This window comes from Streptomyces sp. DH12 (assembly GCF_020873895.1).
Taxonomy (GTDB): Bacteria; Actinomycetota; Actinomycetes; order Streptomycetales; family Streptomycetaceae; genus Streptomyces.
The window spans coordinates 55,980-77,956 of record NZ_JAHWGT010000029.1 but is presented as its reverse complement, the minus strand read 5'-3'; the positions used below and the strand labels follow the sequence as shown (position 1 = coordinate 77,956).

Here is a 21,977-nt window from a genome sequence, read left to right as displayed (position 1 = left end):
CGTACCTGTGGGGCGCCTCCCGGCACCCTGATCGCCTCCGCCCCACCGGCCCCGCCTGCCTGCCAGCAGGAAACCCGGGCAACAGGGGGGACTCGCAGCGGGAGACCATCGGATACTGCCGGGAGGCACCAACCCCTGCGAAAGGAACACCCGATGCGACCTCGCCACACCGCCGCCGCGCTGGCCCTGCTCGCCGCCGCGGCCTTCCCGGCCGCCGCCACCTTCGCCGCCGGCCCCACCGACGACTCGATCTGGGGCTCCGACGTCACCCAGAACGAGCCCGCCACCACTCCGGCGCCTGCCGAGGACGACGAGCCGGGCGCCTCGATCCAGGGCGACTCGATCTGGGGCTGACCCACCCCCGTCGCGGCGCCGGCACGCGGGTGTCAGTGCCGGATGCGACGCTGAGGAGTGCCTGGCGGTGCCCTCACCTCGAAGCCGATGCCACCGCCAGGCCCCCGGCGCACCGTGCCGGAAGCTGGGTCGCTTCGGTCGCTGCCCCACCGCCATCACGGAACATTTCCCGCCACGCATCTACCCTCTTGGCCGGATCCGGGTGCATGATGCGGGTGTGGCACCGCCCCCACTCACCCCCACGGCGGCGCCCCTTCGGCCCCGCCCTGCGTTGACCGCGCGGGCGGGGCCGCGCCGTCCCTCCCGGCCTCCCCGCGGGAGGGCAGGCACGCGCCCTGAAACGACGAACCCCCACTGCTCCCCTTCGGGGGAGGGCGGGGGGCGCTTTCGCGTGCGTAGCCCAACGGAAACAGGCCGGGCACATCGACGCCGCTCCATTCCAGTGGAGGAGGCGCCAACGGGCCCCCTCCATTGCAGTGGAGGAGGCCGAGCCCGGCCCGTTCTTGTCGGCCCTGTCAAGCCGTATCGGAGTCCACCGTAGCGGCAGAGCGCCCCCGGTGTACGGCGAAACCGGAAACCGGTGGAGGTCACCGACGTAGAGGGTGGAGAGAAGCAGAACGGGCCGGGCACACCAGCGTTCCTTCCACGGAGATGGAGAAGAGCGCCGGCGGCCTACTCCGATGTTGGTGGGGTAGGCCGAGCCCGGCCCGTTCTGTGCCGGCCCTGAGAGCCGAGGGGAAGGACCGGGCGACGCTGTCGCCGTACGTAGGAGCGGGCTCCAGCACACCCGCCCCGCCTCACGCCTCGGAGCAGGCACACCCAACCTGGCCCTTCACGTTCCTGGGTAGGAGCAGGAACACCCTGACTGTACCGGCGAGAAGCCTCGTTGTACGACGCAGCCTGGAACCGGCACAGGTTACCGACGCAGGACGTTGACGCGTTCGCCGCCGATGATCGGCGCGTCCTCGCAGCCCTTCGGAACCACCAGGTACGGGCCACGCCAGATCGTGCGGTGCTCACCCGTGGACGGGTAGTGCTGGCGGACTCGGTGGGGCCGGACGATCCAGCGGTGCCGGTAGACGCGCTCTGCGTGGCTTTCAGCGGTCGTTGCGGCGTCGTCGCGGCGCAGCGACTGCCGCAGGGTGATCAGACGGACTGGGCTTGTCGGGTCTCCGCCGGCACGCGCGATGCGCTTGGCGGACGCCTTGGCCGGGAGGACCTCCTCAACCTGGTGCAGCGCCCTGCGCTCCTCGGCTGGCTGGCGCATCAGGATCCAGGTGGCCAGCAGTGTTCGCGCCGTCTTCTCGAAGTCGCCCAAGTCCAAGGTTCCCCACGGCCGGTCCGACTGGTCGACGGGGAGGTTCGTGGCCTGCCCGCGCAGCGTCAGCTTCCCGGCGGTGATCAGTCGCGCGTCCCGGACGGCCTGGGGGCCGAAGCCCGCCGCCCACGTCCTGTAGGCGTCGGCGGACCCCATGAGCGTGAGCGCAACCTGCCCGCGGTAGGTGAACCAGAGCACCGCGACCGAGACCGTCTGGGGTAGCTCGTTGGAGGCCGCCGGCGCGTCCCACACTAGGAACCCGTGCTCGCTGGGAAGGTCGTCCCGGGAGAGCCCGTAGACGTCCAGCCCTGCCCCGATGGTGCGGGCCAGGGCCGTCATGTCGCGGTTGACGTAGTACAGATCGGCGTGCACGGCGTTGGTCGCGACCATGTTCGCGAAGCCGGGCCGCATCCGGTCTGCACCTTGCCCGCGGGTCCGGGACGCCCAGTCGATGATGTCCTGGCGCGCCTCGGGCACCTCGCGTGCGGTCAGTCCGCTGGTGACCAAGGCGCACGCGCCGCCATCACTGGTTCCGCTGGGACGCCCGGCCACTGGCCGCCTCCTGGGAAGCCTGCTCGGGGTAGGTGATCGACAGGCCGGGGACCTCCTGGGCGACACGGGCGATGACGGCCCGGTGCCAGGAGGCGGGCCAGTCGACCTCCGGGTGCGCGACGCGATACTCGGCGTCGTCCCGGTAGGTGATGACCCCGGGGTCGGGCAGGTCCATCAGGGCGTCGGCGATGCCCGAAACGAACGCGGCCGTGCGGGCTTCGAGGTCCTCGAGGGCGAGGCGAACGCCGTCGGGGATTGCGTACTTGCCCTGCTCCCAGTGCCGGACGGTGCGCGGGGAGACGCCGAGATGGCGGGCGAGCCAGTCCCCGGTCAGGCCGAGGAACTCGCGGACGACCTTGAACTCGGCCGGGGTCATCCGCTCGTCCTCGGGCATGTCGGGCGGGTCGGTGTACTGCATGGCAGCTCCTGTCAAAGCGGTAGGCCCGCGCCTGCGGGAGGCGCGGGCCGGAGTGGTGCGGAATCAGGCGCGGCGGACCTTGACGGTGTAGCCGGTGTCGACGGCGTCCCACTCCCCGACGATCTCCCAGCCGTCCGCCTGGAGGGCCGTTTCGGCGGCCTTGACCATCGCGTCGTGGTCGGCGTCGAGGGACAGCGGCAGGGACATCGACGGCATCACCTCGGAGGTGTGGCCGTCCTCCTGGTGGTTGAGGACCATGACCTCGGGGCCCTCGCCGTGGACGAGGGTCCCGGCCTGCCACCCCAGCCACGCGATGTTGTCGGAACCGTCGTCGCTGGTCTCGTCGGCCGGGGTGGTGTTGTGCTTCTCGACGGTCGCCCAGTAGGCGGTGTCCTCGATGTCGTCGATGCTGTTCAGCGGCCCGTCGTGGTTCTCGATCAGGTCGTCGACGATGGCGTCGATGTCGAAGTCCTCGATGTGGTCACCGAGGGTGAGGGAGACCTGGTAGGCGAGGTCGGTGCGATTCATGGCCGGGTCCTTCCGGTGGGGTCTGGGGCTGTTCCCCTGACCTCGTGACTCCACTATAGCTTCCTAAATTAGGAAGGTGCAAGCCTTGGTCTGAGAACTCCGACCCCCCGCCACGTCCACCCGTCGAGCCGCAGGGCTGCCGAGCAGGCCACGGCGCCCTAGGCTGGTGGCCACCACCCCAGGGGGGAACCTGGAGGTGCACGATGCCCCGCCCCGTCTGGTCCGGCGCGATCTCCTTCGGCCTGGTCACCATCCCCATCAAGGTCGTGACTGCCACCGAGGACCACTCGATCAGCTTCCGGCAGGTCCACACCGAGGACGGCGGCCGTATCCGCTACCAGAAGGTCTGCGAGCTCGACGACCGCGTGCTCGACCAGAGCGAGATCGGCAAGGGCTACGAGATCACCAAGGACACGGTCGTCCAGGTCTCCGACGAGGAGCTGCGGGAGATGCCGCTGCCGACGGCGAAGGCGATCGAGATCGTCGCGTTCGTCCCCCGCGACCGCGTCGACCCGGTGCAGATCAGCACGAGCTACTACCTCCAGGCGGACGGGCAGGTCGCCGGCAAGCCGTACAAGCTGCTGCGGGAGGCGCTGAAGCGCTCCGACCGGGTCGCCATCGCGAAATTCGCGTGGCACGGCCGCGAGCGGCTCGGGCTGCTCCGGGTCCTCGACGAGGCCATTGCCCTGCACTCGATGCGCTGGCCGGACGAGATCCGCGACCCCGCCGAACTCGCGCCGGCGCCGACCGACGTCGGCGACGCCGAGGTGGACGGCGCGCTCGCCCTCATGGACGCCATGACCGTCGCCCGCCTCGACGACCTGGACCTCGCCGACCGGTACCACGACGCCCTCGCCGAGGTCATCACCGCGAAGGCCGACCACCGGAAGCCGGCACCGGTCGGCGGCGAGGCGGAGCCGCCCGGGCAGGTGGTCGACCTCATGGCCGCCCTCAACGCCTCCGTGGAGCAGGCCCGCGCCGCCCGCGGGGACGACGAGCACGCCACCGTGCACGAGATGCCGCAGCGCCCGAAGAAGAAGGCCCCGGCGAAGAAGGCCACCGCGGGCAAGAAGAGCGCGGCCACGACCCGGCGCCGGAAGGCCGGCTAGCGCTCAGGGACAGGTCAGACCGCGTCGGGACCCGGGTAGTCAGGATCGTCCGCAGCGGTGGGCAGGGTGTTGCTGCCCTCCGCCCAGTGGTTCACCCAGCCGCACACCCCGCAGGCGTACCGCCCGTTCAGCCCGGAGACGTGCGCACCGCAATCGCGGCACCCCGTCGTCGTGATCTCCGGCGTAGACATAGCGGGCCCCTCCCCGAGCTGCGGCGGCTCACGTTCCGGTGGCCAGCTACTCGTCATCTGACGAGCGTATCCGGGTGGGCTCCGGTGCTGTCGACGACCAGCCGCACAGCTCTCTGCACACCCACCGGCCACCCTGCTCCAGCGCCGGCGCGCCGCACTGCTGACAGTTCACGGGCGTCCCCTCCCCTGCGGTCGCCTGCATGGCTACCCGCCCGCCGGCGCCTCGACCCCCGCCGCATCTCAGGTGGCCGGGTCACCCCGCGTCGAGGATGCCCAGCTCGGTGTCCGGTCGGCACACCTCGCACGGCGGTACCCCCTCGGCCAGGGCCCGGCGCGCCGCGTCCTCGGAGACGCCGGGCGCTTTCCGGCCCATCCCGCAGTCGCCGAGGTGGACCTTGACCGCGGCGCGGCCGGCGCCGGGGCTGCGCTGGATCCGGTAGTCCGGCGCCGGGGGCGGCGCGGCGCGCTGGTGGGCGGCCTGCTCGGCGCGGAGCTGGGCGATCCGGGCGTCGGCCTCCGTCAGGGCGAGCGCGAGCCAGTGCCGCAGGACGAGCAGGCGGTCGAGGTCGGGAGGGAACGCAAAATCGTGCACATGTTCGAGTCTAGGAGTGTGGGATTCCGGATTCGACCGCAGGGCCCACTCGGGGTCAGGGGGTGTCGCCGTGCCGGGCCGCGCGCTCCACGGCTGCCTCGACGCTGTGCCGCGGCTCTCCGGTGTGTTCGGCGAGCGCGGTCACCTACTCATGCAGCGCTTCCGCGGCGTCCCGCCACTGGGCCCAGGCCCCGGCCCACGCCGCGTTCTGCTCCTCAGTCCACCCGCCCTCCTGTGTGGGCCGGCCGTACTGCTGCTCCAGTTCGCGAAGCCGTTCGTGCAGGACGTCAGCGGCGCGCTGCGCACTGATCAATTCGGAAGGGGGTTCGATTGCCACGGTTGGTGATCTTAAAGCCGGAGGAGGCCCCCGCCCCGCAGCCGCGCCGGACACCAGAAGCGGCCCGGCACCGTGTTCCGGTGCCGGGCCGCTCGAGCCCCGTACGGCGCGCACCCCCGCGCCGTACGGGCCCCGGGTCAGAGCCCGTACGGCAGCAGCACCCGGTCGACACGGCGGACCAGATCGGCCGCGCGCGCCGGGTCCCGCCGCCGCGGCGCCGCCCGCAGCGTCGGCACGAGCCACTCCGGCCCGAGGACGTGCACCACGCCGTCCCACGCGGCCGCCTGCGCCTCCAGGCGGCCTCCAGGTATCGGGGAGCCGTGGACGACGAGGAGCGGCCACACAGCGGTCCGGGGAAGGCCCACCGCGTCGGCGGCCCGGGCGGCGTACCGGGCGACGGCCTCGACCTGGCCGTGCCGGTCCTGCTCCCCGCAGTGCACCCGGCCCCGTACGAGGGTCGTCGGCCGGCTGCGGTGCCACTGCTTGGTGTCCACGACGACCATGGCGGTGCCGGTGGGGGCGACCAGGACGTGGTCGAGGTTCGCCTGGCTCCCGGGCAGGGCCAGGTCGTGCCGGACGTACCAGCCGTCCCGGATCAGCGGATCGAGCAGGGCGGCGGTGGCCTGCTCCCCCGCAGCACCGAGGTGTCGCCGTGCGGCCGCGGCGTCGGCGCGGCGCGCGGCCGGGTTGAGGCCGAGCGCGGCGAGGAGCCGCCGCCACACACCGCGGCGGGCTTCCTGCCGGGCCTGGTCCGCCCAGGCGGAAGCCGACCGGCCGGCACGGCCCGGGTCTGGGGTGGTGGAACACAAGACGCCTCCCTTGTTGTCACAGAAAGTCACGGAAACGAGGGGCCTACTCGCCGGTACGGGTCTCAGGCCCGAGACCGGCGAGACTTCTGGGCCTGATCGGTCACGCACTGTGTGCACAGGAAGGAGGGACCCTGCTCTGCAAGACGTCCTCGACGCTCAGCAGACCGGCTGCCATCGCCAGCGCCACGGCATGGCTGCGATCACGGGCGCCGAGCCGAGCCCGGATCCGACGCACCTGGTCCATCACCGTGTACTCGGGTCGGCCCAGCGTTGCGGCGATCCCCGAGTTTGACAGGCCCGCGGCGATGAGCCGTAGAACCTCCAGGTACCCCGGCGGCAGCAGCGGCGGACCGGGCTTCGGCAGGTCGTCGAGCATGCCGAGCTGGTGTGCACGGTGAACGGCGTGCGCGAGTGTGCAGGCGCCCAGGGCGTCCTGCATGCGGGCGGAGTAGCCGCGGGCAGTGACCTCGGAGACACGCAGTTCCTTGGCGATCTGCCTGAGGGTGGCTCCTTCGGCGGCCCGCAGCAGGACGGTTCGGAGGGCCGGGGCAAGATACGGGACGGGCCCGCCACCAGCCGGTGACGGGCCCCCAGCCACGCGCGAGCTCACAAGGACCGCCCGCCCGGCGTGACCCGGGTCCGGCCACGGTTGTAGTGCGGCACCGGATCCGCGACCGGCACGAGAACCAGGTCGTCCGGCCCCACCTCGGTCGTCTCACCCACCAGAGACCTGTGGGTGTACATGGTGTCGTCCTGGTCGCTGTTCACCGAGACACGCGCGGCCTGACGCTCCTGCACGTCGAGGTCGTACGCCGGCTTCTCGACGGCGGCCTGCACGATGTACGCCTCCGCCTGGGGGGCGCCTTCGAAGGTCTCGTCCAGCTGCTTCAGCAGGTGCACGAACTGGGCCTGCCACTCGCCCGGCATGGACTGCATGAGGGTCCGAGGGAGGACGAGGTAGTTCGCGTACGACAGGCTGAAGTAGCGGTGCACGGCGTCCGAGTCGTCGTCACGGTCGGCGACACGGGCCGCGGCCTTCTCGGCGGCCCGGCGCCCCTCGAGGATCCACGCCTCGATGTCGGCGCCGGCGGGCCGGGCGACGTGGTCGTCGAGCCACTCCACCCCGTCGATCAGGTCCGGCCCGTCACCGAACGGACCCGCGTACCACTCGGCGAGCTCGGCGGCAGCCTGCGGGGCGGCGGCCAGCAGGGCGTGGAGGAGCCGGGTGGAGAGGCCGGCGAGGGCGGCGGCCTGCATCTGCCACCCCATGGCAGCCGGGTAGCGGGGCGTGGGCGGGGCGATGGCCCGCAGGTGGAGCTGGGCCAGGTCGGTGAGGAGGGTCTGCGGGGTGACGTCGACGTCGTCCTCGATGAGGTCGTCGATGCGCGGGGTGGTGGTCACGGGACGTGGTTCTCCTTCTCGGTGGTGCCGCGCGCCGCGCGGGTGAGGGCGGCCAAGGCGGCGGCCGCGGGCTTGGCCGTGCGACGGAACCGGCCGAGGGGCAGCCGGCCGGACGGCCCGCCACCCCGGACCACTGCGGCGGGACGCTCCGGCGCCGGGGCCGGGGAGGCGTCGGGGTGCCACATCTCCACCCACACCCCGCCGGTGCGCACCGTGCACACGACGATCCCGGGCTGGTCGTACGAGAGGAACGGGGCCTGCCGGCCCTTGCGGGTGTAGAGGTTCTGGCTGGGCTCGGCGGTGAACGCGGTCAGGAACCGGTCCGCGTCGGGCCCGTGCACGCGGACGCGGATGAGAGGCGCGCCGTCGGCGGCGTGGGCCTCCTCCCAGTCGTCCAGATGGGCGCGGATCGGGTGGAGGGTGAGGTGCACGGCGGTCGCGGTGGCGATGGCCTCGCGCACCTCGCGGGGCGACTTGAAGCCCATGACGGTCATCGGTGGTGTCCTTCCTGGGGACGGGGAGCGATGTGTGGGCGTCCCCGGCCACGCGACCGGGGACGGCGGGTCACGGCGTCTCGCTGCTCGGGGGCCCGCTGAAGAACCGGTCGGCGGCGAGTTCGCGGGTCAGCTCGTCGCACCTGTCCTGGAGGGCGTCGTTGGCGCAGCTGAGGCGCTGGATCTCGCTGAGGATCTCGACGACCGCCGTACGGAGCGGGCCGGGCCCGGGGATGATGTCGTCGAGCATGCGGAGGATGTCGGTGAGGCGGTCGCCGTCGAACGGCTGGGGGCTGGCGTTGTGCTGGTCCACGGGTTCTCCGTACGAGGTGGGGGTGGGCCGCCCGCCCGGCTGCGAACACCGTGGTGCGGGGCGGACGGCCCGGTTCGAGGGGTCTACGCGTTGGCGGCGGAGCGGGTGATGGACCGGCGGCGGACGTGCAGGGCCACCGTGGCCAGCGCGCCGCCCTGCACGTCGTACGGGTCCAGGAGGGTGTAGCGGGGGCTGTGGGCGCTGCCCGCGCGGTCGGCGCAGATGCAGAAGGGGCAGCCGCACGGGATGGCGATGTACAGGCCGTGCCGGTCGGTGACGCTGCCGTGGTACTGGACGAGATCGCCGGGCTGGATGAGGTCGAGGGCGCGCAGCAGGGTGTCGGACATGGGGTTCCTCCGTGTGGGACCGAGGTGGTGGGTGGGCCGCGCCCCGCAGAGGGAAGGGGTGTGGGGCGCGGCCCGGGCTGACGGGCGGGAAGCGGGTCGGTGCACGGGGCGTGCGGGCCGCGTGTCCGGCGCGTCAGCGCTGAGGGGTTCGCCGAGCCCTGCCGGTCCCCCGGGGAGGGGGAGGGGCGGAAGGACGACGGCGGGGGGTGGGGCTCCCCGAGGGGGGTTCGGGGAGCCCCGGTCTCGGTCAGATCAGCTCGGCGATGTCCTCGGCGAGCTTCTCCACGGTCAGGGACTCGGGGGCGTGTCCGTCGTGCTGGCGGGGGGTGCTCAGGGTCTCGATGGCGCCGACGAAGCGGTCGTAGAGGGCGTCGTCCTTGGCGAGGTGGTTGAGGAGGTCGGTGATGTGGTCGGCGGTGATGGCCATGGTGTGTGTCCCTCCCGTTGGGGGCGGTGCCCCTCGTTGTCGGCTCTACGAGCATAAGCCATATCCTATTGCGTGCGCAAGAGTATATGAGGAGTTGTCCACCCAAGCCGAAGGGCCCGACCCCACCCGGGCCGGGCCCTCCACCACCAGCCCCTCGGCCGGCGCCTACATCAACCCGCGACCACCCGCCCGGGCCGGCCACCCGCCCACACCACCCGCGTCGCCTCACCCGGCCGGCTCTCCCGCGGCGCCCGAATCGGCCCACCCACCTCCCGGTACTTCCGCCCACGACAGATGTGACCGATCGTCGTCTGGTCCACCCCGTACGACATGGCCAACTCCATGTCCGTCACACCCGCAGCCGACTTCTCCCGGATCGCCACCACCTCCTCGTCCGTGAAGCTGCGGACCGCATCAGGACGGCGGAACTCCGGGAACGCCTCCCCACGAGCCTGATACGCCCGACGCGTCCGGGACACAAACGTCGCCGTCGACCCCCGCTTCAGACCGTGCATCGAGTCCAGCTCGGTGTACGCGATGCCCATCCCGGCCGCCTGCCGCACAGCGGCGAGCCGCTCCCGCGCGTTCACCGCCACCCGCTCACCGCGGGCGTACGCCGCTACCGCCACCTCATCGACGTACGTCTCGTCGTCCTCCGCCGGCGGCTCGGGGGCCATGTCCCGCAGCGTCGTACGCACCGCCCACGCCGGCGGAACGATCGTCCGCCCGTGCTCGTCGAAGCTCACCCAGCCCAACAGGTCCCCGACCGGCCGCTCCGGGTCGACCATCCCGGCCAGGACGACGAGCAACGCGTCCTTCTGCACCGCGTCCAGCCCGGCGAAGACCTGCTGGACGTCCTGCGGGCCGCCGTCGCCGTGCACCAGCGTCACCACGTGCGCCGCCACCGGCAGCAGGGCCTCCACCAGGTCCCCGCGCTCCTCCGCGCTCAACGCCGTCATGCCGCCGCCCTCCTGTTGTTCAGCCGGCGCATCGCCAGCACCACCGGTTCCAGAGACACACCCAGGTAGGCGGCCATGTCCGCGCGCGGCGCGCCCCGCCCACTCAGCTCGTACAGGACATCGGCGTAGTCCCGCGCCAGCCGCGCCCCCTCCGTCGGGTCCGACGGCCCACGCGGCGCCACCCGCGGCGACCGCCCGCCCTGCCACCACACGGCCAGCCGCACCGTCGACAGGTCCACGACCGTCCCGTCCTGCGCCAGCCGGTCGGCGACCGCCTCGAGGCTGCCGCAGCTCCGCCACACCTCCGCGAAGCGGAACCCGGACCGGCCGTGGGACAGCTCGGCCGCCTGGTCGATGTCGGGCCCGCCGTGCAGGACCGTCTCCCAGTGCAGCGCGCGCCGCTGATCGGCCCGCAGACCGCCGGCGATACCGAACCGGTAGCCGCTGGGCATCTTCCGCTCGTCGCCGAGGGTGGTGGTGAGGCACTCCAGGAGGGCCGGGCAGCCGACGCACATCTTCCGGGCGGTGTCCTGGTCGCGGTAGGCGTCGCTGAAGAACAGGTCGCTGTCGGTCTGGCGGCACACGGCGGCGTCCTGCCAGTCGTATGCGGCGCGTGTTATGGGACGGCGGGTTTTCGTGATCATCGGGTGCTCCGGAGGGTGCGGGTGAGGAGGGAGGCGAGGGGGATGGCGGGCCAGCCGACGACGGCGAGGGCCAGGAAGAGCGGGGCGAGGGCGGGCCGCATCTCGTGGAGGGTGCCGAGGAGGGGGTCCTTGGCGGTGGCCTGGTGCCAGGCGTGCGCGGCGAGGTGGGCGCACGCGCCGACGCCGAGCAGGTAGACGAGGAAGGCGGTGCCGGCGAGCCAGTCGGTCATGCTGCCGCCTGCGCGGGGGGCGCGGGCCAGATGGCCTTGGTGAGGGCGTTGCGGTGGGTCTGGGGCACGGTGGTGAGGGGGGTGCCGAGCCAGTCGCAGCCGGCGGCCATGAGGGTGACGGCGTCGGCGGCGTTGTCGTCGCCTTCGGTGGGCCACTGGGGCCAGCGGCGGGCGACGGCGTCGACGACCATGCCCTTGCCCGCGGTGCCCTTGCCGGTGGCGTACTGGGCGCGCTGGTTGGGGGTGAGCAGCCCGATGGGGATGTCGAGGCGGGTGAGGCGGTCGTAGAGGGTCCACCAGAGCCAGCCGCGTTCGTGGGCGCCGCCGCCGCTGCGGGACACGGCGGGGAGTTCCATGACGACGAGGTCGGGGTGGCCGATGGTGTCGAGGATGGTCTGGCGGAGGTTGTTGAGGGCGGCACGGCGTTCGGGGTGGGGGAGCTGGGTGATGCCGGGGTCCTTGGCGCGGGCCCTGGTGTAGCCGACGGTCTGGCACCAGCCGCGGGTGCTGGCGATGCCGGTGGCGGTGAGGCTGGGGTCGACGCCGACGACGGTGTGGGTGGTGGTCACGGGTGGCTCCTGGTGGTCAGGCGGCGCGGGTGCGGGTCTTGTGGGCGCGGTGGGTCTGGCACTCGGTGAGGAGGCCGGTGAGGACGTCGCGGTAGCCCTCGGCGCGGGTGCGCCATTCGGGGCTGGCGGCGTGGTTGGTGAGCTGGCGGTTGATGTCGAGGCGGAGGGCCTTGAGGGCGTGGTGCCAGCGGGTGAGGAGGTCGGGGTGGCGCAGGGCGAGGCGTTCGGCGAGGGGGGCGCGGGCCTTGGCGTCGGCGTCGACGACGTCGATGAACTGGGTCATGGGCAGGGCGCGGAGGTGGGCGACGACGGCGGTGTCGGGGGGCTCGTAGGCGGGGAGGTCTCGCTTGTCGTCGCTGGTGAGGTGCCAGGCGCCGCAGGTGCACTGGTAGGTGTAGAGGGGGGTTCCGTAGCGGATGCCGTCGGCGGTGCGCTGGAACTCGGCGTCCTGAACGCTGGGGAAGCGGCCCTTGTAGGGGGTGGGGCAGGGCCGGCTCACGGGTGCGCCTCGGGGTGTTCGAGGGTGTCCGTGTTCGGCATGGGGTCCTCCGTCCGGGTGTGGGTGGTGCGGGTGCCGAGGCCGTGCTGGGAGAGCACGACCAGGGCGGCGGCGACGATGCCGAGGGCGAGGGCGATGACGGCGGGCGCGGTCACGGGCAGGTGAGGTGTCGGGTGGCGCGGAAGACTCGCCGGTCGGGGTCGGTGTCGTCGAGGGTGAGGAGTCCTTCGCGGGTGGCCTGGGCGAGGTCGCGGCGGGCGGTGCCTCGGAAGGGGACGCGCAGGCCGTGCTTGGCGTAGAGGCGGAGCACGCGGTGGGTGGTCCACTCGCCGGGCTGGGTGCGGATGGCGGTGCGCAGGACGGCGAGGCGTGCGGTGCTCATGCGGTCACCCCCGGGGCGGGCGGCAGGTCGTGCGGCGTGCGGTAGTCGCTGTGCAGCGGCGACACGTACCGGTCCTCCCGGGACGTCGGGTGGTCCGGGCAGGACTGGCTGGTCCCCAGGGCTCGGCCGCAGCGGCCGGCGGGTGGCTCGCTGTCGCCGATCCACGGGGTGGAGCGTTCGGCGAGGACTTCGTACGCCGCCTGCGTGACCGGGGGCGTGGCTGCGGCTTCGAGCTCTTCGATCCTCCGCTGCATGGCGGCGCTGTCGGTGAGGTACCGGTGCCGGCACTCGTGCAGCTGCGCGCGGAGGCGGTCGACTTCACCGTCGGGGTCGACGAGGAGCAGGCCGAGGGCTTCGCGGTGCTCCTGGTTGAGGAAGAGGGCGACGGGGCGGCCGTCGATGCCCATGCACTGGACGAGGGATTCTTCGGTCGGGTCGTCGGGGGTGGTGACTCCCCGGTCCCAACGGGCGATGAGCGGTTCGGTCACCGGGAGCTCCTGGAGAGGTAGTCCGGCCGGACGGGGGCCCAGGTGGCGGCGAGGTCGGTGTGGGCGAGCTCGGTCTCGGCGGCGGTGACGGCGGCGTCCTCCCAGCGGATCTCCAGGACGCGGTCGACGTAGCCCATGGCGCGCGGGAGGGTGGCGTGCTCGGTGTACTGGGCGGCGCGGGCCTGGAGCTGGGGGGTGGTGAGGGTGTGGGAGTCGTCGTAGGCGTCGGCGCGGCCGGCGGCGTACTCGGAGGCGTCGTCGGGTCCGGTGGTGGCGGGGGCGATGGTCATCGTGGTCATGGCCGGGGTTCTCCTTCGCGGTGTCAGGCGGCGGTGCGCGGGGCGGGGATGGCGGGGGCGGTGTCGGTGAGGGTGTCGGCGGTGGTGGCGGCGAAGTGGAGGAGGTCCACGACGTGGTGGAGGGTGGGGCGGCGTCCGGTGAAGGGGTCAGGGTCGGCGCACCAGTTGTCGATGTGGCTGATCAGGTCGGGCTGGCCGGTGGCGGTGTCGGTGCCGGGCTCGGTGTGCAGGACCACGGAGACCCAGCGGATGCAGTCCCAGGTGCGGGGGTTGTGCCGCAGGAGGTGGCGGGCCTTGTCGGGGTCGGTGAGGAACTCGGGCGGGAGGGTGCCGGTGGCGGCGCGGTAGATCGCGGCTTGGGGGGTGAGGCGGCCGTCGATGCTGGCGTAGTGGGGGTGGTCGGCGTCGGTGAGGCCGTAGTGGAGGAGGAGTTGGCGGGCGGCGCGCAGGGTGGATCCGGTCTGGGACATGGGTGTCTCCCGGGACGGCGGTGCGGCGGGTGGGAGGGGTTGTTCACCCGGCGCCGGGGAGTTGCTGCTCGACCCGGCGCCGGGGGGCTTGGCTAGTCCTCGTGGGGGGCGGGGTGGTGGTCCGCGCAGGTGGGGCACTGGAGACGCGGGAGGTTGTACTCGGTGGTCTCGACGGTGCGCAGGTCCGGGAGGGCGGTGTTGAAGATGCGGGTGCAGGCGCCGTCGCAGTGGGGGCAGGCGCAGCGGGCGATCTCGCCGTCGGGGGCGATGTCGAACCCGGCGGCGTGGGCGGCGATCTGCATCATCGCGTTGTACTCGGCGGCGCTGACGGTGTTGTCGGCGCGGGTCATCGCCATGTCGAAGAGGTCCTGCTGGGCGAGGGTGAGGGTGGCGTAGTCGGCGGTGGGGGTCTGGGTGCGGGCGTGCGGGATCACGGTGATGGTCATGGCGGACCTCGTGGTGATGGGGTCGATCTCGCCCTGGTGGGCGGGTCGTTGTCGGCTCCACCACCATAAGCTATATCTTCGTGCGTGCGCAAGAGGTTATGAGGTGGGGGAACGCGAAAGCCCCCGCCTCGTCAGGCGGGGGCCGGTGGGTGGTGGTGGCTACAGGTCGCGGCCGGCGACCTTCTCGGCGTGGACGACCAGCAGGTCACTGAAGGCGACGTAGTCGACGCGCTCGACGCGCTCGACCGGCAGGCCCTCGAGGCGGACCCAGCGCCGCACGGTGCTCTCCGAGACCGGGTGAGGGGTCTCAGCCAGCAGGTCGACGGCTTCCTTGTAGGTGACGTAGTCGCTCGCCACGGAGTACGGAGCGACGAACTCGACGGACACGGCGGCCTCCCGGTGATCGACGGCCACAGTTCGCAGCTCCGGCGGCCGATATAGCGGGTGTGCGCGGGACCTCAGAGGCCCCGCAGAGTGGTGGTGAACGGCAGGGTGCTGCTTCGGTATCTAGTAGACACCTCAACTACCTGTCAGGTTGCGCTCACGTTCCGGTTTTTTCGAGCGGCTTCCGCGGCGACGTGCCGGTGCGCCAGGTACCGCAGCGGCCACGACCGGGACTTGCCCTGGTCATCGGTGCAGTAGTGGTTGACGCACACCACCTGGCGCGAGGCCGGCTCCCAGAACAGCCCCCAGGTTCCGCATGCCGGGCAGGGGTGCTGGCGGATCACGGCGAAGTCCCGCATCGCGATGGCGTGCTCGAGGGACTGGCGGTAGACCATCGCCGCGTGCGCGAGCTGCCGTTCCGGCTTCAGGTGCGCAGTCTGATCGATGGCCCATGCGTAGACACCGTCAGCGCGGTCCGGCGGCGGCGCGGCGTCCGGCACGTCGGCGCGCACCGTGTCTCGCACCTCACGGAAACTGGCTTGTATGAGCTCCACGATCCCGAGGCGACAGGGGGGGCTCGAGTCGGCCTGGCGGGGCCGCGGCGTGGGGGCCCCCTGGCGGCCGGGCTGGACGTACTCGTTCTGCAGCAGGCGCAGCTGGCGTGCTGCGGTGGAGTCGTCTCCGGTGCTCATCAGCGTTTCCCCGTTCGCCGTGCGGCCGCCGATGGCGCGGAGCGGGACACGGGGGAGCCGGGGCGCGCGCCGGCGGCCGGAGAGTGTTACTCCGGGTCATTCCGGACGCCTCATCGTGACATAGGAGTGGCTGAAGTTGAACGGATTGTGTGAAGACCGAAGGTGAGTCATCCCCCTGTGTCCGGTAAGTCCCTTGGCATATGCGTTCAGAGGCGGATCGGTGTCAGCCGGACGTTCTCCATGACGCCGCGCAGCAGGGTGTGCGCCTCCCCGCCGATGACCTGTTCGTGGGCCGCTCCGTCGACCATGAGGAGGGCGACGTCGAGAGAGACGCGGAAGGCATCGGCGACGCGTGGATCGCTCAGGGTCATGCCGTGGGCGATGAACATCGCCTCGACCGTCTCGGTCAGCGCGACGAGCCGTTCGTCCGCAGCCGGGGTGTCGGCCGGTGGAAGGTGGCGGGGCGAAAAGGGGATGACGCGCCCGTCACCATCGACGGGCCCGGGGGTTCGCGCCGGTTCTGCGAGCATGGGGCGTCTCCGCTCCTCCGGCAGCTGGGAAGGGCACGGGCCGGCCTGGTCGGGTGCCGGACCGCGGAGGGGACTGCTGCCAGTCAGCCCCCCTGCGTGTGTCACTGTGCACCACGCGGCGCCCGATAGGTAAGTAGACGCTTAGTTTTGGGCACAGCTTGAACGCTTCCGGCAAGCCCTTGCAGCCGAGTTCGGCCGCAGTGGACATGACGAACCCCCGCGCGGAAGGGGACGGTGTAGCCGACAACGACCCGCCCGACGGGGGCTGAGACCTCACGGGCACGCCCGTCAGATGACGGTGATTGTAGACCGCCGTCCCGCCATGCCGGTAGATGTTGCCCGTTCCTCCCCGCTGCGTAAGCGGCATCGCCCCTGGCCCCTTGATCCGATGAACTGTCAGATCCAGCGTCCGCCGGAGCCGTTGCGGCAATCGGGTCATATCCGTAAGGCTGGACGCCCCTGAACGGACACGGGACTGGTAATTTGCTCGCCATGACCGACCAGAAGATCGACGAGGCACGCGAAAAGTTGCTCGTCAACCTGTCACCCGAGCTGCGGAGGGATCTACGGATCCGCGCGGCGGAGCACGGGCTGAACATGCAGGATGCAGTCACCTCGGCCCTGAACCAGTGGTACGACACGCCGACCTCTCACGAGGTGAAGACCTACGGCGCCAAGTCGTGGGGTGTCTTCCTCCCCGCCGGCGGCCCGGAGCGGTTCACCACCGAATGCGACCGTCGCGGCATCACCAAGGTGCAGGGCATGGCCCAGGCCCTCACGTCCTGGCTCGAGGTGCACCCTTCCCCGAAGCAGCGGCTCGTCGCCCAGCCGGTGAAGCGGATCCTGGTCGGAAACCAGAAGGGGGGCGTCGGCAAGACCTTCGTTGCCTCCGGCCTTGCCCAGGCCATGGCCGAAGCGGGCTTGAACGTCCTGCTCGTCGACTACGACCCCCAGGCCCACCTCACCAGCAGGCTCCAGATCCCCGGTCTTCCCGAAGGCGCGGACAGCCTCCTCACCCACATGCTGGGTGAAGGGAAAAAGCACCTGGCCCGGTCGCTCGTGGCTCTCCCCCACGAGCGGTTCGGCGGTCGGCTGCACGTGCTGCCCGCTCACCGGGACGCCTTCCTCACCGACGTGAAGCTCGCCACGCTGCAAGTCGGCCGCGATACCTGCCTCGCCCGGGCCCTGGCGCCCATCGAGGACAGCTACGACGTCATCATCCTGGACGGGCCCCCGAACCTCGGTCTGGCCATGGACCTCGCGATCAACTACGCCCAGCGCCGTCCGGGTGAGCTGATCGACCACTCCGGCATCCTGATGCCCGTCTGGTCCGACCGAGCTTCCTTCGACGCGTACAGCCTCCTCTGCGACCAGATCAACGCCCACATGCGGATGACCGGTGCTGTCGTCGACCAGCTCGGGTTCGTCGTCAACGCCTACGACGCTCGAAAGGGTGTCGTGACCCGCAGCTTCTACGAGGGCTGGAACGAGCTCACGACTCCCGGCGTCCTGGCGACACTGAAGGACACCATCGAAGGCCGTGAGTCGTCGGACTACCAGGTGCCGCTCCTGGAGTACGCACCCGACTCCGAGCAGGCCCACATCATGCGGACCTTGGCGAAGGAGCTGGCGGCATGAGCTCACGGAAGGTTCCCCCGCCGATCCCCGTCGTAGGAGGCGCCGGAGGCGGCGTCGACTCGGTGAGGGAAGAACAACTGCGTGCTTGGGAAGAGGAGCAGCAGCAGCGCCAGCGTGAAGCGGCGGCAGGACAGGCCGCTGCGCCGGCCGCTGCGTCCCCGGCTCCCGTCGCTGTCATCCCGCAACCGGCTCCGGCCGACACCGCGAGCCAGCCGGCAGTCGAGAGTGCTGTCGCATCGCGGGCGACGGCCACCGGCTACCTGCCGATGCCGGAGTTCGTCGAGCCGACGTCCGTGGACCCGGGAGAGCGGCTGGAGTTCTACAGCCGCGGCATCCTGGCCGTGCAGTACGCAGCCCGGGCGAACCACGAGCGCGCGGAGCAGCAGCGGCTGATCGGTCTCGGCTTGCGGCTCCGGGCCATCAAGGAGGAGGAGCTGCACAAGACCAGCGGCCATGACACCTTCGGGGACCTCGTCCTTGAGCGGTTCGGGTTCAAGAAGCACCAGGCGAACAACATCATCCGCTCCCTGGGTGTGGCGCAGGCAGTGGAGGACCTGACGACGCAGGAGCTGAAGGAACGGCCCCTGCGCGTGCTGGTGCCGGTACTGGACAAGCACGGTCGGGATGCCGTGCGGGCTGTCTGGGTCGAAGCGAGCAGGCAGGGGAGCGTCACGGAGAAGTCCCTCGAGGAGGCGGCGAACTTCCTCGGGTTCGCCGCCCCGAAGGACGTCACTCCCGCTGCCCCTGGCCCTGACAACCGCCCGGCTGCCGCTGCACAGCCCTCGGAGGCCAGTCGGATAGTGGAACGTCTGCGGAAGCTCGCCGAGAAGGACCCGCACCTGGCAACCCGTGAGGCCGAAGCGTTGAAGGCGGGCATCGAGGAGTTCATGCAGAGCCTGGGCGTCGCAGCGGAGTAGGACTCGCTCGCCCGCCCCTCCAAAAGGTGGTGACCATTGGTCACCACCTTTTGGTCATTCTGACGTGAAGGTGGTGACCAATGGTCACCACCTGCCGGGCCCGTCACGCTGACCGCCAGGACGGCGAGGGCGAGGCGACCGGTCAGGCGCCCGTAATGCGGCGGACGGGGATTCCAGCGCTCTCAGCGCGGCGCATGCAGTCCGCCGTGCCGGACGACCTGGCGTGATGGAAGGCGATGACCAGGAGCGGCCGCAGGTCGACCATGTGCTGGTTGCGGCGGGGCCCGGCAGTCGGGCAGTAATCGGTGCCGTCCCGGCGGCGGCGCCGGTGCCCGGGTGCGCAGTGGAGCGGGCAGGGGGCGGTCCAGTCGGCCGGGTGCGGGTCCTGGGGGACGTGGTGCTCGACAGCCCAGGCACCGACCATGCTGTCCGCCCCGTCCGGGCAGGCCCCGTGGGTGAGGTGGATGCCTGGGTAGCCGTCTTGGACGGCGTCGTGCCAGGTGTCCATCAGGACCGTGTCGAGGAGGCCCCAGTCGGTCCAGGTCCGTGAGCCGGTGACCAGGATCCGCGCGTGGTCGGTGAGGACGGTCACGACGCCTGGAAGAGGCGCTGCGGCTCCCGGCCGTTGTGGGAGTGCTTGTAGCGCAGCGCTGCTTGGATGCTGGCCTCAAGACTTCCCGGTGCCGGGCCGACTGCTGCGGCTGCCCGCTCCTGCGCGGCGCCGGCGTCGGGGAAGGCGTCTTTGGGCTGCCGGTTGGCGGGGTCGGCGAGCCATCGGTCGGAAGCCTCGACCGCGGCACGGATCCGCTCGTCCAGGAGGGTGCTGTGGTCGGGCTTGTGTGCCAGAGCGGCGGCAAGTGCCAGCCGGTAGCCCGGGGAGGCGTTCTCGCGGGTTCGAACCGGAACGTCCGCCGCGTCTCGGGGGGCGTTCGGCGCGCTCGGGGACGCGACCGCCGAGGTGACGGCGCCGACCGGCAGGACGCGGATGGTGCGCACCGACTGCCGACCGTGGCCGTCGTTGATGTGCTTGGCGAGCTGGCCGCCGAGGAGCCGCAGCTGCGCGGCGTACGCGTCAGAGAGGGGGCGGAGGTCGAGCCGGCCCTTGTCGGGGTCGAAGGCGACGGGCTGCACGTGGCCGAGGAGGGCGCTGGGGCAGAGTTCTTCCCACCGGTCGAGGATTCCCCCGCCGTCGAGTCCGGTGGTCCAGCCCTGTTCGGCGCCGATCTGGGTGAGGACCGTGCCGAAGCCGACGGGGTCTCGGCCGCTGCCTCGATCGGTGGCGCGGACTCGGGGCCGGGGCTTGCGGACGGGGCCCGCGGGGAGGTTGGCGGCCTTGGACCTGTAGGCGTTGAGGGCCTGGCGAGCGAGGTCCGCGCCTGTGTGCTGCTGGCTGTCGGGCATGGGTTCCTCCTGTCAGAAAGCGGCGTGGGTGAGCTGTTGGGCGGCGGTCTTGAGGGCGAGGTCGACGAGCCGGTTGGTGTACAGGCGGCGGGTGTCTCGCTCACCCATGACCTGTAGGGCGGCGTGGATCAGGGCGTGGTCAGCCTCGGCGGCAGCGCGCATCTGCAGGACCGTGGTCGGGTCCAGGCCCTCGAGGTCGCCGGCATCGCCAGCGGCGTACTCGACGACTTGGCTGGCCGTACCGACGGCAACCTGGACGCACGCGTCGTTGACGAGCCGCTGCACCGACCGCCGGGTCGGCTGCTGCTGAACATCGTCGAAGCCGTGGTGGCGGGCCCGCTCGGCGGCGCGGGACTCCTGCCACGCCAGCACCGCGGTCCGGCGACGCTCGACGGTGGTGAACAGCTCGTGAGCGCCCTTGAGCCGGTGGGCAAGCATCCCCGACGGGCGGCGGACCTCGGCAGCGACCAGGGGAACGGCTTCGGCGACGGCCCGGATCTCCACTGCGGTCCATCCGGCATCAGCTACGTGCCGGACGATCCAGGCCACACGCGCCCGGGAGGCGCGCCCCAGCCAGGGCACCGAGGAGATGAGTTCGCCGGCGACCTGGTAGCGGCGGCCGACCCGGTTGACCTTCTTCGGCCCGCGGGTGGACTTCTTCGGGGTGGGGGACTGGCTCTCCCCGCTGGCGAGCTTGCTCTCAGAGGGAAGGCTGGAAGTACCGGTAGTAGAGAGAGCTGAGGTACCAACCTGCATTGGGGTGCAACGTTCGTCTCGCGAACGAGTCCGGGATGTCCGCGTCCGGCTCATCTTGCGAGCGGCCTTCTTCGCCAGCTTCCCGACGGCCTTCCGGCCAGCTTCGGCGATCCCCACCGGCACCCGCGTGTACGCCGGAGCGTCGTCGTCGCGTACCTTCGTGCGAATGCCCAGAGCGTGGTCAAACTCCACCGGCACGACCCGCTCGTACACGGAAGCCTGACGGACCTGGCCCTGGATGCGGGTGCCCTTGCTGCGGTACACCAGCAGCCCGGACTCCCGCAGGATCGCCAGGTGGTACTTCACCGTCCGCTCTGACAGGCCGAGTTTGCGCGCCAGGTACCCGACGCTCGGCCGGCACTCCCCCAACGCGGAAATCTCCTGAGCGATGAGGACCGTGGTCGGCCCCCACTTCGGGCCGTGCTTCTGGGTCGGGATGTACAGCCCGGAGCCACCGACCCAGTGCACGGCCTGCATCCACGAGTACGGATCTGTGGCGATCCGGCCCGTGGTGGTGGCGAGCCACTGGTGTTCCGGTGCCACCCGAAGTGCGGTTTCGCGGCACCGGATGTCACCCGAGAGCAGTGAATTTGAGGACGAAACGCCCACGCGGGCGCGCGAAAGCTGACAAGACGGCGTGCTGTGCTGCACTATGTACCCGTCCTTCTCTTACGTGAGCAGGCACGAAAAAGCCCCGCTCTGGTGGGTGCTGGTTCTGGGCGAACCTGAAATGCCCTCGGGGTGGCACCCGATGGGCCTTGACTCGGCTGGCAGGCCGGGTCGTGGTACGAGGCCGTGAAGGCCGCCGGTGGGTGGCACCACCGAACGGACGAAGCGGCCAGGCGGTAGAGGAAGCGCTCCCTGGCAGGGGAGCGGGAGACCTCCCGCCGCGATTCGAGCTACGTCAAACGATCTCCAGGTGTGCGAACGGGCAGAAGCCCGCGGCAGCGTGCTGCGCGCGGGTGGTCGGTGAGGCCGCTGCGTATTACGCCGTAATACGGCGTGCGGCCGGAGCCGGTCCGGGGGGCGTATACCGCGGTATAGGTGCCGGGCCGGGGCGTGTTGCCGGCGGCGGGCGCGAGGGTGCTGCGGGCGGCGGTGTGTCCGCCGGCCGGGCTCATCGCGTCGTGGGGGTCGTCGCGGCGGGGCTCATGCTCGACGGCGCAGGGGTGATGTCCCGGCCGGAGTGTGCAGTCCCACTGTCCGCGCTCCGCGAAGTGCGGGTACGCTTCACCACGTCGGTGTCCAATCGTCCTAGTGCCTAGGCGCCGACCACGTCGGCACCACTTGTCGCAGAGTGGGTGTCCGGCAACGGCCCCGCTCCTGCCGCCCGCGAAAACGGCAGGAACTCAGCGGGGCCTTCACCTTTTCCCGCTTGTGTCGGCGCGCTTGGCGACCGACCTCGAGTGAGTGGTCGTCTGGCGCCAGGCGCAGCCTATCGGTTGGCCTCACCGCTTGTCTCCTCCCGTGCGAAACGTGTCGG

Annotated in this window: 34 protein-coding genes; 4 read left to right on the top strand and 30 right to left on the bottom strand. The window is 71.5% G+C overall.

The annotated features are described in order from the left end of the window. The first annotated feature begins 153 nt into the window (after nt 1-153). A complete protein-coding gene (locus tag LPA54_RS24355; RefSeq protein WP_228981414.1) occupies nt 154-354 on the top strand; it encodes a hypothetical protein in 201 nt (66 codons plus the stop codon). A gap of 916 nt (nt 355-1,270) precedes the next feature. Here LPA54_RS24355 and LPA54_RS24350 read toward each other — a convergent pair. The 3 genes from LPA54_RS24350 to LPA54_RS24340 form a co-directional block, all read right to left on the bottom strand. Then, the gene (locus tag LPA54_RS24350) at nt 1,271-2,179 is read right to left on the bottom strand and encodes a hypothetical protein (protein ID WP_228981412.1); all 909 of its coding nucleotides are present in this window, start codon (nt 2,177-2,179) and stop codon (nt 1,271-1,273) included. Between the two features lie 16 nt (nt 2,180-2,195). Beyond that, nucleotides 2,196-2,642 (bottom strand): DNA-binding transcriptional regulator, encoded by a 447-nt coding sequence (locus LPA54_RS24345; RefSeq protein ID WP_228981410.1) that lies wholly within the window; start codon nt 2,640-2,642, stop codon nt 2,196-2,198. Nucleotides 2,643-2,705: 63 nt separating this feature from the next. Continuing rightward, nucleotides 2,706-3,170 carry a hypothetical protein gene (locus LPA54_RS24340; protein WP_228981408.1) on the bottom strand — a complete coding sequence of 155 codons (465 nt, stop codon included), beginning with the start codon at nt 3,168-3,170 and terminating at the stop codon, nt 2,706-2,708. A gap of 203 nt (nt 3,171-3,373) precedes the next feature. Here LPA54_RS24340 and LPA54_RS24335 point away from each other — a divergent pair, with 203 nt between their 5' ends. Next, entirely contained in the window at nt 3,374-4,279 is a 906-nt protein-coding gene (locus tag LPA54_RS24335) for a Ku protein (protein ID WP_228981405.1), read from the top strand. A 14-nt stretch (nt 4,280-4,293) separates the two neighbouring features. Here LPA54_RS24335 and LPA54_RS24330 read toward each other — a convergent pair whose 3' ends face one another. The 24 genes from LPA54_RS24330 to LPA54_RS24215 all read right to left on the bottom strand — a co-directional run bounded on the left by LPA54_RS24330 (nt 4,294) and on the right by LPA54_RS24215 (nt 15,782). Continuing rightward, nucleotides 4,294-4,470, bottom strand: a complete 177-nt coding sequence (locus LPA54_RS24330; RefSeq protein WP_306806533.1) for a hypothetical protein — start codon at nt 4,468-4,470, stop codon at nt 4,294-4,296. Nucleotides 4,471-4,723: 253 nt separating this feature from the next. Then, entirely contained in the window at nt 4,724-5,062 is a 339-nt protein-coding gene (locus LPA54_RS24325) for a DUF6233 domain-containing protein (protein WP_228981401.1), read from the bottom strand. A gap of 145 nt (nt 5,063-5,207) precedes the next feature. After that, nucleotides 5,208-5,375 (bottom strand): hypothetical protein, encoded by a 168-nt coding sequence (locus LPA54_RS24320; protein WP_228981399.1) that lies wholly within the window; start codon nt 5,373-5,375, stop codon nt 5,208-5,210. A gap of 161 nt (nt 5,376-5,536) precedes the next feature. After that, nucleotides 5,537-6,208 carry a nuclease-related domain-containing protein gene (locus LPA54_RS24315; RefSeq protein WP_228981397.1) on the bottom strand — a complete coding sequence of 224 codons (672 nt, stop codon included), beginning with the start codon at nt 6,206-6,208 and terminating at the stop codon, nt 5,537-5,539. Nucleotides 6,209-6,308: 100 nt separating this feature from the next. After that, entirely contained in the window at nt 6,309-6,806 is a 498-nt protein-coding gene (locus tag LPA54_RS24310) for a helix-turn-helix transcriptional regulator (RefSeq protein ID WP_308112893.1), read from the bottom strand. An 8-nt stretch (nt 6,807-6,814) separates the two neighbouring features. After that, nucleotides 6,815-7,609, bottom strand: a complete 795-nt coding sequence (locus LPA54_RS24305) for a hypothetical protein (protein WP_228981393.1) — start codon at nt 7,607-7,609, stop codon at nt 6,815-6,817. Next, nucleotides 7,606-8,103: a hypothetical protein gene (locus tag LPA54_RS24300; protein WP_228981391.1), complete on the bottom strand. Its 498-nt coding sequence runs from the start codon at nt 8,101-8,103 to the stop codon at nt 7,606-7,608. The genes LPA54_RS24305 and LPA54_RS24300 overlap by 4 nt, the downstream gene beginning before the upstream one ends. A gap of 70 nt (nt 8,104-8,173) precedes the next feature. Further along, on the bottom strand, nt 8,174-8,416 hold the full coding sequence (locus LPA54_RS24295) for a hypothetical protein (RefSeq protein ID WP_228981388.1): 243 nt from the start codon (nt 8,414-8,416) through the stop codon (nt 8,174-8,176). An 83-nt stretch (nt 8,417-8,499) separates the two neighbouring features. Beyond that, complete coding sequence (locus tag LPA54_RS24290) at nt 8,500-8,763, bottom strand: hypothetical protein (protein ID WP_228981386.1); 264 nt, start codon at nt 8,761-8,763, stop codon at nt 8,500-8,502. 247 nt (nt 8,764-9,010) lie between these two features. Continuing rightward, the gene (locus LPA54_RS24285) at nt 9,011-9,190 is read right to left on the bottom strand and encodes a hypothetical protein (protein ID WP_228981384.1); all 180 of its coding nucleotides are present in this window, start codon (nt 9,188-9,190) and stop codon (nt 9,011-9,013) included. A gap of 170 nt (nt 9,191-9,360) precedes the next feature. Further along, the gene (locus LPA54_RS24280; RefSeq protein ID WP_228981383.1) at nt 9,361-10,149 is read right to left on the bottom strand and encodes a hypothetical protein; all 789 of its coding nucleotides are present in this window, start codon (nt 10,147-10,149) and stop codon (nt 9,361-9,363) included. Beyond that, nucleotides 10,146-10,793 (bottom strand): WhiB family transcriptional regulator, encoded by a 648-nt coding sequence (locus LPA54_RS24275; protein ID WP_228981381.1) that lies wholly within the window; start codon nt 10,791-10,793, stop codon nt 10,146-10,148. Before LPA54_RS24275 ends, LPA54_RS24280 begins: the two co-directional genes overlap by 4 nt. Next, the gene (locus LPA54_RS24270; RefSeq protein ID WP_228981377.1) at nt 10,790-11,023 is read right to left on the bottom strand and encodes a hypothetical protein; all 234 of its coding nucleotides are present in this window, start codon (nt 11,021-11,023) and stop codon (nt 10,790-10,792) included. Before LPA54_RS24270 ends, LPA54_RS24275 begins: the two co-directional genes overlap by 4 nt. Further along, nucleotides 11,020-11,592: a hypothetical protein gene (locus LPA54_RS24265; RefSeq protein WP_228981375.1), complete on the bottom strand. Its 573-nt coding sequence runs from the start codon at nt 11,590-11,592 to the stop codon at nt 11,020-11,022. Before LPA54_RS24265 ends, LPA54_RS24270 begins: the two co-directional genes overlap by 4 nt. Before the next feature lie 16 nt (nt 11,593-11,608). Next, nucleotides 11,609-12,091, bottom strand: coding sequence for a hypothetical protein (locus LPA54_RS42470; RefSeq protein WP_267487553.1), 483 nt, complete (start codon nt 12,089-12,091; stop codon nt 11,609-11,611). Further along, complete coding sequence (locus tag LPA54_RS24255) at nt 12,088-12,246, bottom strand: hypothetical protein (RefSeq protein WP_228981373.1); 159 nt, start codon at nt 12,244-12,246, stop codon at nt 12,088-12,090. The genes LPA54_RS42470 and LPA54_RS24255 overlap by 4 nt, the downstream gene beginning before the upstream one ends. After that, nucleotides 12,243-12,473, bottom strand: a complete 231-nt coding sequence (locus LPA54_RS24250) for a hypothetical protein (RefSeq protein ID WP_228981372.1) — start codon at nt 12,471-12,473, stop codon at nt 12,243-12,245. Before LPA54_RS24250 ends, LPA54_RS24255 begins: the two co-directional genes overlap by 4 nt. After that, nucleotides 12,470-12,961: a hypothetical protein gene (locus LPA54_RS24245; protein ID WP_228981370.1), complete on the bottom strand. Its 492-nt coding sequence runs from the start codon at nt 12,959-12,961 to the stop codon at nt 12,470-12,472. The genes LPA54_RS24250 and LPA54_RS24245 overlap by 4 nt, the downstream gene beginning before the upstream one ends. Beyond that, nucleotides 12,958-13,260, bottom strand: coding sequence for a hypothetical protein (locus LPA54_RS24240; RefSeq protein ID WP_228981368.1), 303 nt, complete (start codon nt 13,258-13,260; stop codon nt 12,958-12,960). Before LPA54_RS24240 ends, LPA54_RS24245 begins: the two co-directional genes overlap by 4 nt. Before the next feature lie 23 nt (nt 13,261-13,283). Beyond that, entirely contained in the window at nt 13,284-13,730 is a 447-nt protein-coding gene (locus LPA54_RS24235) for a hypothetical protein (protein WP_228981366.1), read from the bottom strand. Nucleotides 13,731-13,822: 92 nt separating this feature from the next. Further along, nucleotides 13,823-14,176, bottom strand: a complete 354-nt coding sequence (locus tag LPA54_RS24230) for a hypothetical protein (protein ID WP_228981364.1) — start codon at nt 14,174-14,176, stop codon at nt 13,823-13,825. A gap of 159 nt (nt 14,177-14,335) precedes the next feature. Beyond that, entirely contained in the window at nt 14,336-14,563 is a 228-nt protein-coding gene (locus LPA54_RS24225; protein ID WP_228981361.1) for a hypothetical protein, read from the bottom strand. Between the two features lie 143 nt (nt 14,564-14,706). Continuing rightward, nucleotides 14,707-15,252: a hypothetical protein gene (locus tag LPA54_RS24220; protein ID WP_228981360.1), complete on the bottom strand. Its 546-nt coding sequence runs from the start codon at nt 15,250-15,252 to the stop codon at nt 14,707-14,709. A gap of 206 nt (nt 15,253-15,458) precedes the next feature. Continuing rightward, nucleotides 15,459-15,782: a hypothetical protein gene (locus tag LPA54_RS24215; protein ID WP_228981358.1), complete on the bottom strand. Its 324-nt coding sequence runs from the start codon at nt 15,780-15,782 to the stop codon at nt 15,459-15,461. Between the two features lie 492 nt (nt 15,783-16,274). Here LPA54_RS24215 and LPA54_RS24210 point away from each other — a divergent pair, with 492 nt between their 5' ends. After that, nucleotides 16,275-17,420 (top strand): ParA family protein, encoded by a 1,146-nt coding sequence (locus LPA54_RS24210; RefSeq protein WP_228981356.1) that lies wholly within the window; start codon nt 16,275-16,277, stop codon nt 17,418-17,420. Beyond that, nucleotides 17,417-18,337, top strand: coding sequence for a hypothetical protein (locus tag LPA54_RS24205; RefSeq protein ID WP_228981354.1), 921 nt, complete (start codon nt 17,417-17,419; stop codon nt 18,335-18,337). Before LPA54_RS24210 ends, LPA54_RS24205 begins: the two co-directional genes overlap by 4 nt. Nucleotides 18,338-18,479: 142 nt before the next feature. On the opposite strand, the gene LPA54_RS24200 is transcribed toward LPA54_RS24205, so the two are convergent. From LPA54_RS24200 to LPA54_RS24190, 3 genes are read right to left on the bottom strand one after another with little or no spacing between them, the layout of a single operon-like run. Next, the gene (locus tag LPA54_RS24200) at nt 18,480-18,929 is read right to left on the bottom strand and encodes a DUF2493 domain-containing protein (protein ID WP_228981352.1); all 450 of its coding nucleotides are present in this window, start codon (nt 18,927-18,929) and stop codon (nt 18,480-18,482) included. Then, nucleotides 18,926-19,738 carry a DciA family protein gene (locus tag LPA54_RS24195; RefSeq protein WP_228981351.1) on the bottom strand — a complete coding sequence of 271 codons (813 nt, stop codon included), beginning with the start codon at nt 19,736-19,738 and terminating at the stop codon, nt 18,926-18,928. The genes LPA54_RS24200 and LPA54_RS24195 overlap by 4 nt, the downstream gene beginning before the upstream one ends. 12 nt (nt 19,739-19,750) lie before the next feature. Continuing rightward, nucleotides 19,751-21,145: a helix-turn-helix domain-containing protein gene (locus LPA54_RS24190; protein WP_228981349.1), complete on the bottom strand. Its 1,395-nt coding sequence runs from the start codon at nt 21,143-21,145 to the stop codon at nt 19,751-19,753. Between the last annotated feature and the right edge of the window lie 832 nt (nt 21,146-21,977).

Excerpts from the sequence above, each read along its gene's own strand:
- LPA54_RS24355 (WP_228981414.1), top strand. The coding sequence starts at position 154 with ATGCGACCTCGCCACACCGCCGCCGCGCTGGCCCTGCTCGCCGCCGCG.
- LPA54_RS24335 (WP_228981405.1), top strand. The coding sequence starts at position 3,374 with ATGCCCCGCCCCGTCTGGTCCGGCGCGATCTCCTTCGGCCTGGTCACC.
- LPA54_RS24280 (WP_228981383.1), bottom strand. The coding sequence starts at position 10,149 with ATGACGGCGTTGAGCGCGGAGGAGCGCGGGGACCTGGTGGAGGCCCTG.
- LPA54_RS24290 (WP_228981386.1), bottom strand. The coding sequence starts at position 8,763 with ATGTCCGACACCCTGCTGCGCGCCCTCGACCTCATCCAGCCCGGCGAT.
- LPA54_RS24235 (WP_228981366.1), bottom strand. The coding sequence starts at position 13,730 with ATGTCCCAGACCGGATCCACCCTGCGCGCCGCCCGCCAACTCCTCCTC.
- LPA54_RS24220 (WP_228981360.1), bottom strand. The coding sequence starts at position 15,252 with ATGAGCACCGGAGACGACTCCACCGCAGCACGCCAGCTGCGCCTGCTG.
- LPA54_RS24250 (WP_228981372.1), bottom strand. The coding sequence starts at position 12,473 with ATGAGCACCGCACGCCTCGCCGTCCTGCGCACCGCCATCCGCACCCAG.
- LPA54_RS24215 (WP_228981358.1), bottom strand. The coding sequence starts at position 15,782 with ATGCTCGCAGAACCGGCGCGAACCCCCGGGCCCGTCGATGGTGACGGG.
- LPA54_RS24240 (WP_228981368.1), bottom strand. The coding sequence starts at position 13,260 with ATGACCACGATGACCATCGCCCCCGCCACCACCGGACCCGACGACGCC.
- LPA54_RS24195 (WP_228981351.1), bottom strand. The coding sequence starts at position 19,738 with ATGCCCGACAGCCAGCAGCACACAGGCGCGGACCTCGCTCGCCAGGCC.
- LPA54_RS24270 (WP_228981377.1), bottom strand. The coding sequence starts at position 11,023 with ATGACCGACTGGCTCGCCGGCACCGCCTTCCTCGTCTACCTGCTCGGC.
- LPA54_RS24275 (WP_228981381.1), bottom strand. The coding sequence starts at position 10,793 with ATGATCACGAAAACCCGCCGTCCCATAACACGCGCCGCATACGACTGG.
- LPA54_RS24230 (WP_228981364.1), bottom strand. The coding sequence starts at position 14,176 with ATGACCATCACCGTGATCCCGCACGCCCGCACCCAGACCCCCACCGCC.
- LPA54_RS24300 (WP_228981391.1), bottom strand. The coding sequence starts at position 8,103 with ATGACCGTCATGGGCTTCAAGTCGCCCCGCGAGGTGCGCGAGGCCATC.
- LPA54_RS24340 (WP_228981408.1), bottom strand. The coding sequence starts at position 3,170 with ATGAATCGCACCGACCTCGCCTACCAGGTCTCCCTCACCCTCGGTGAC.
- LPA54_RS24205 (WP_228981354.1), top strand. The coding sequence starts at position 17,417 with ATGAGCTCACGGAAGGTTCCCCCGCCGATCCCCGTCGTAGGAGGCGCC.
- LPA54_RS24285 (WP_228981384.1), bottom strand. The coding sequence starts at position 9,190 with ATGGCCATCACCGCCGACCACATCACCGACCTCCTCAACCACCTCGCC.
- LPA54_RS24330 (WP_306806533.1), bottom strand. The coding sequence starts at position 4,470 with ATGTCTACGCCGGAGATCACGACGACGGGGTGCCGCGATTGCGGTGCG.
- LPA54_RS24345 (WP_228981410.1), bottom strand. The coding sequence starts at position 2,642 with ATGCAGTACACCGACCCGCCCGACATGCCCGAGGACGAGCGGATGACC.
- LPA54_RS24210 (WP_228981356.1), top strand. The coding sequence starts at position 16,275 with ATGACCGACCAGAAGATCGACGAGGCACGCGAAAAGTTGCTCGTCAAC.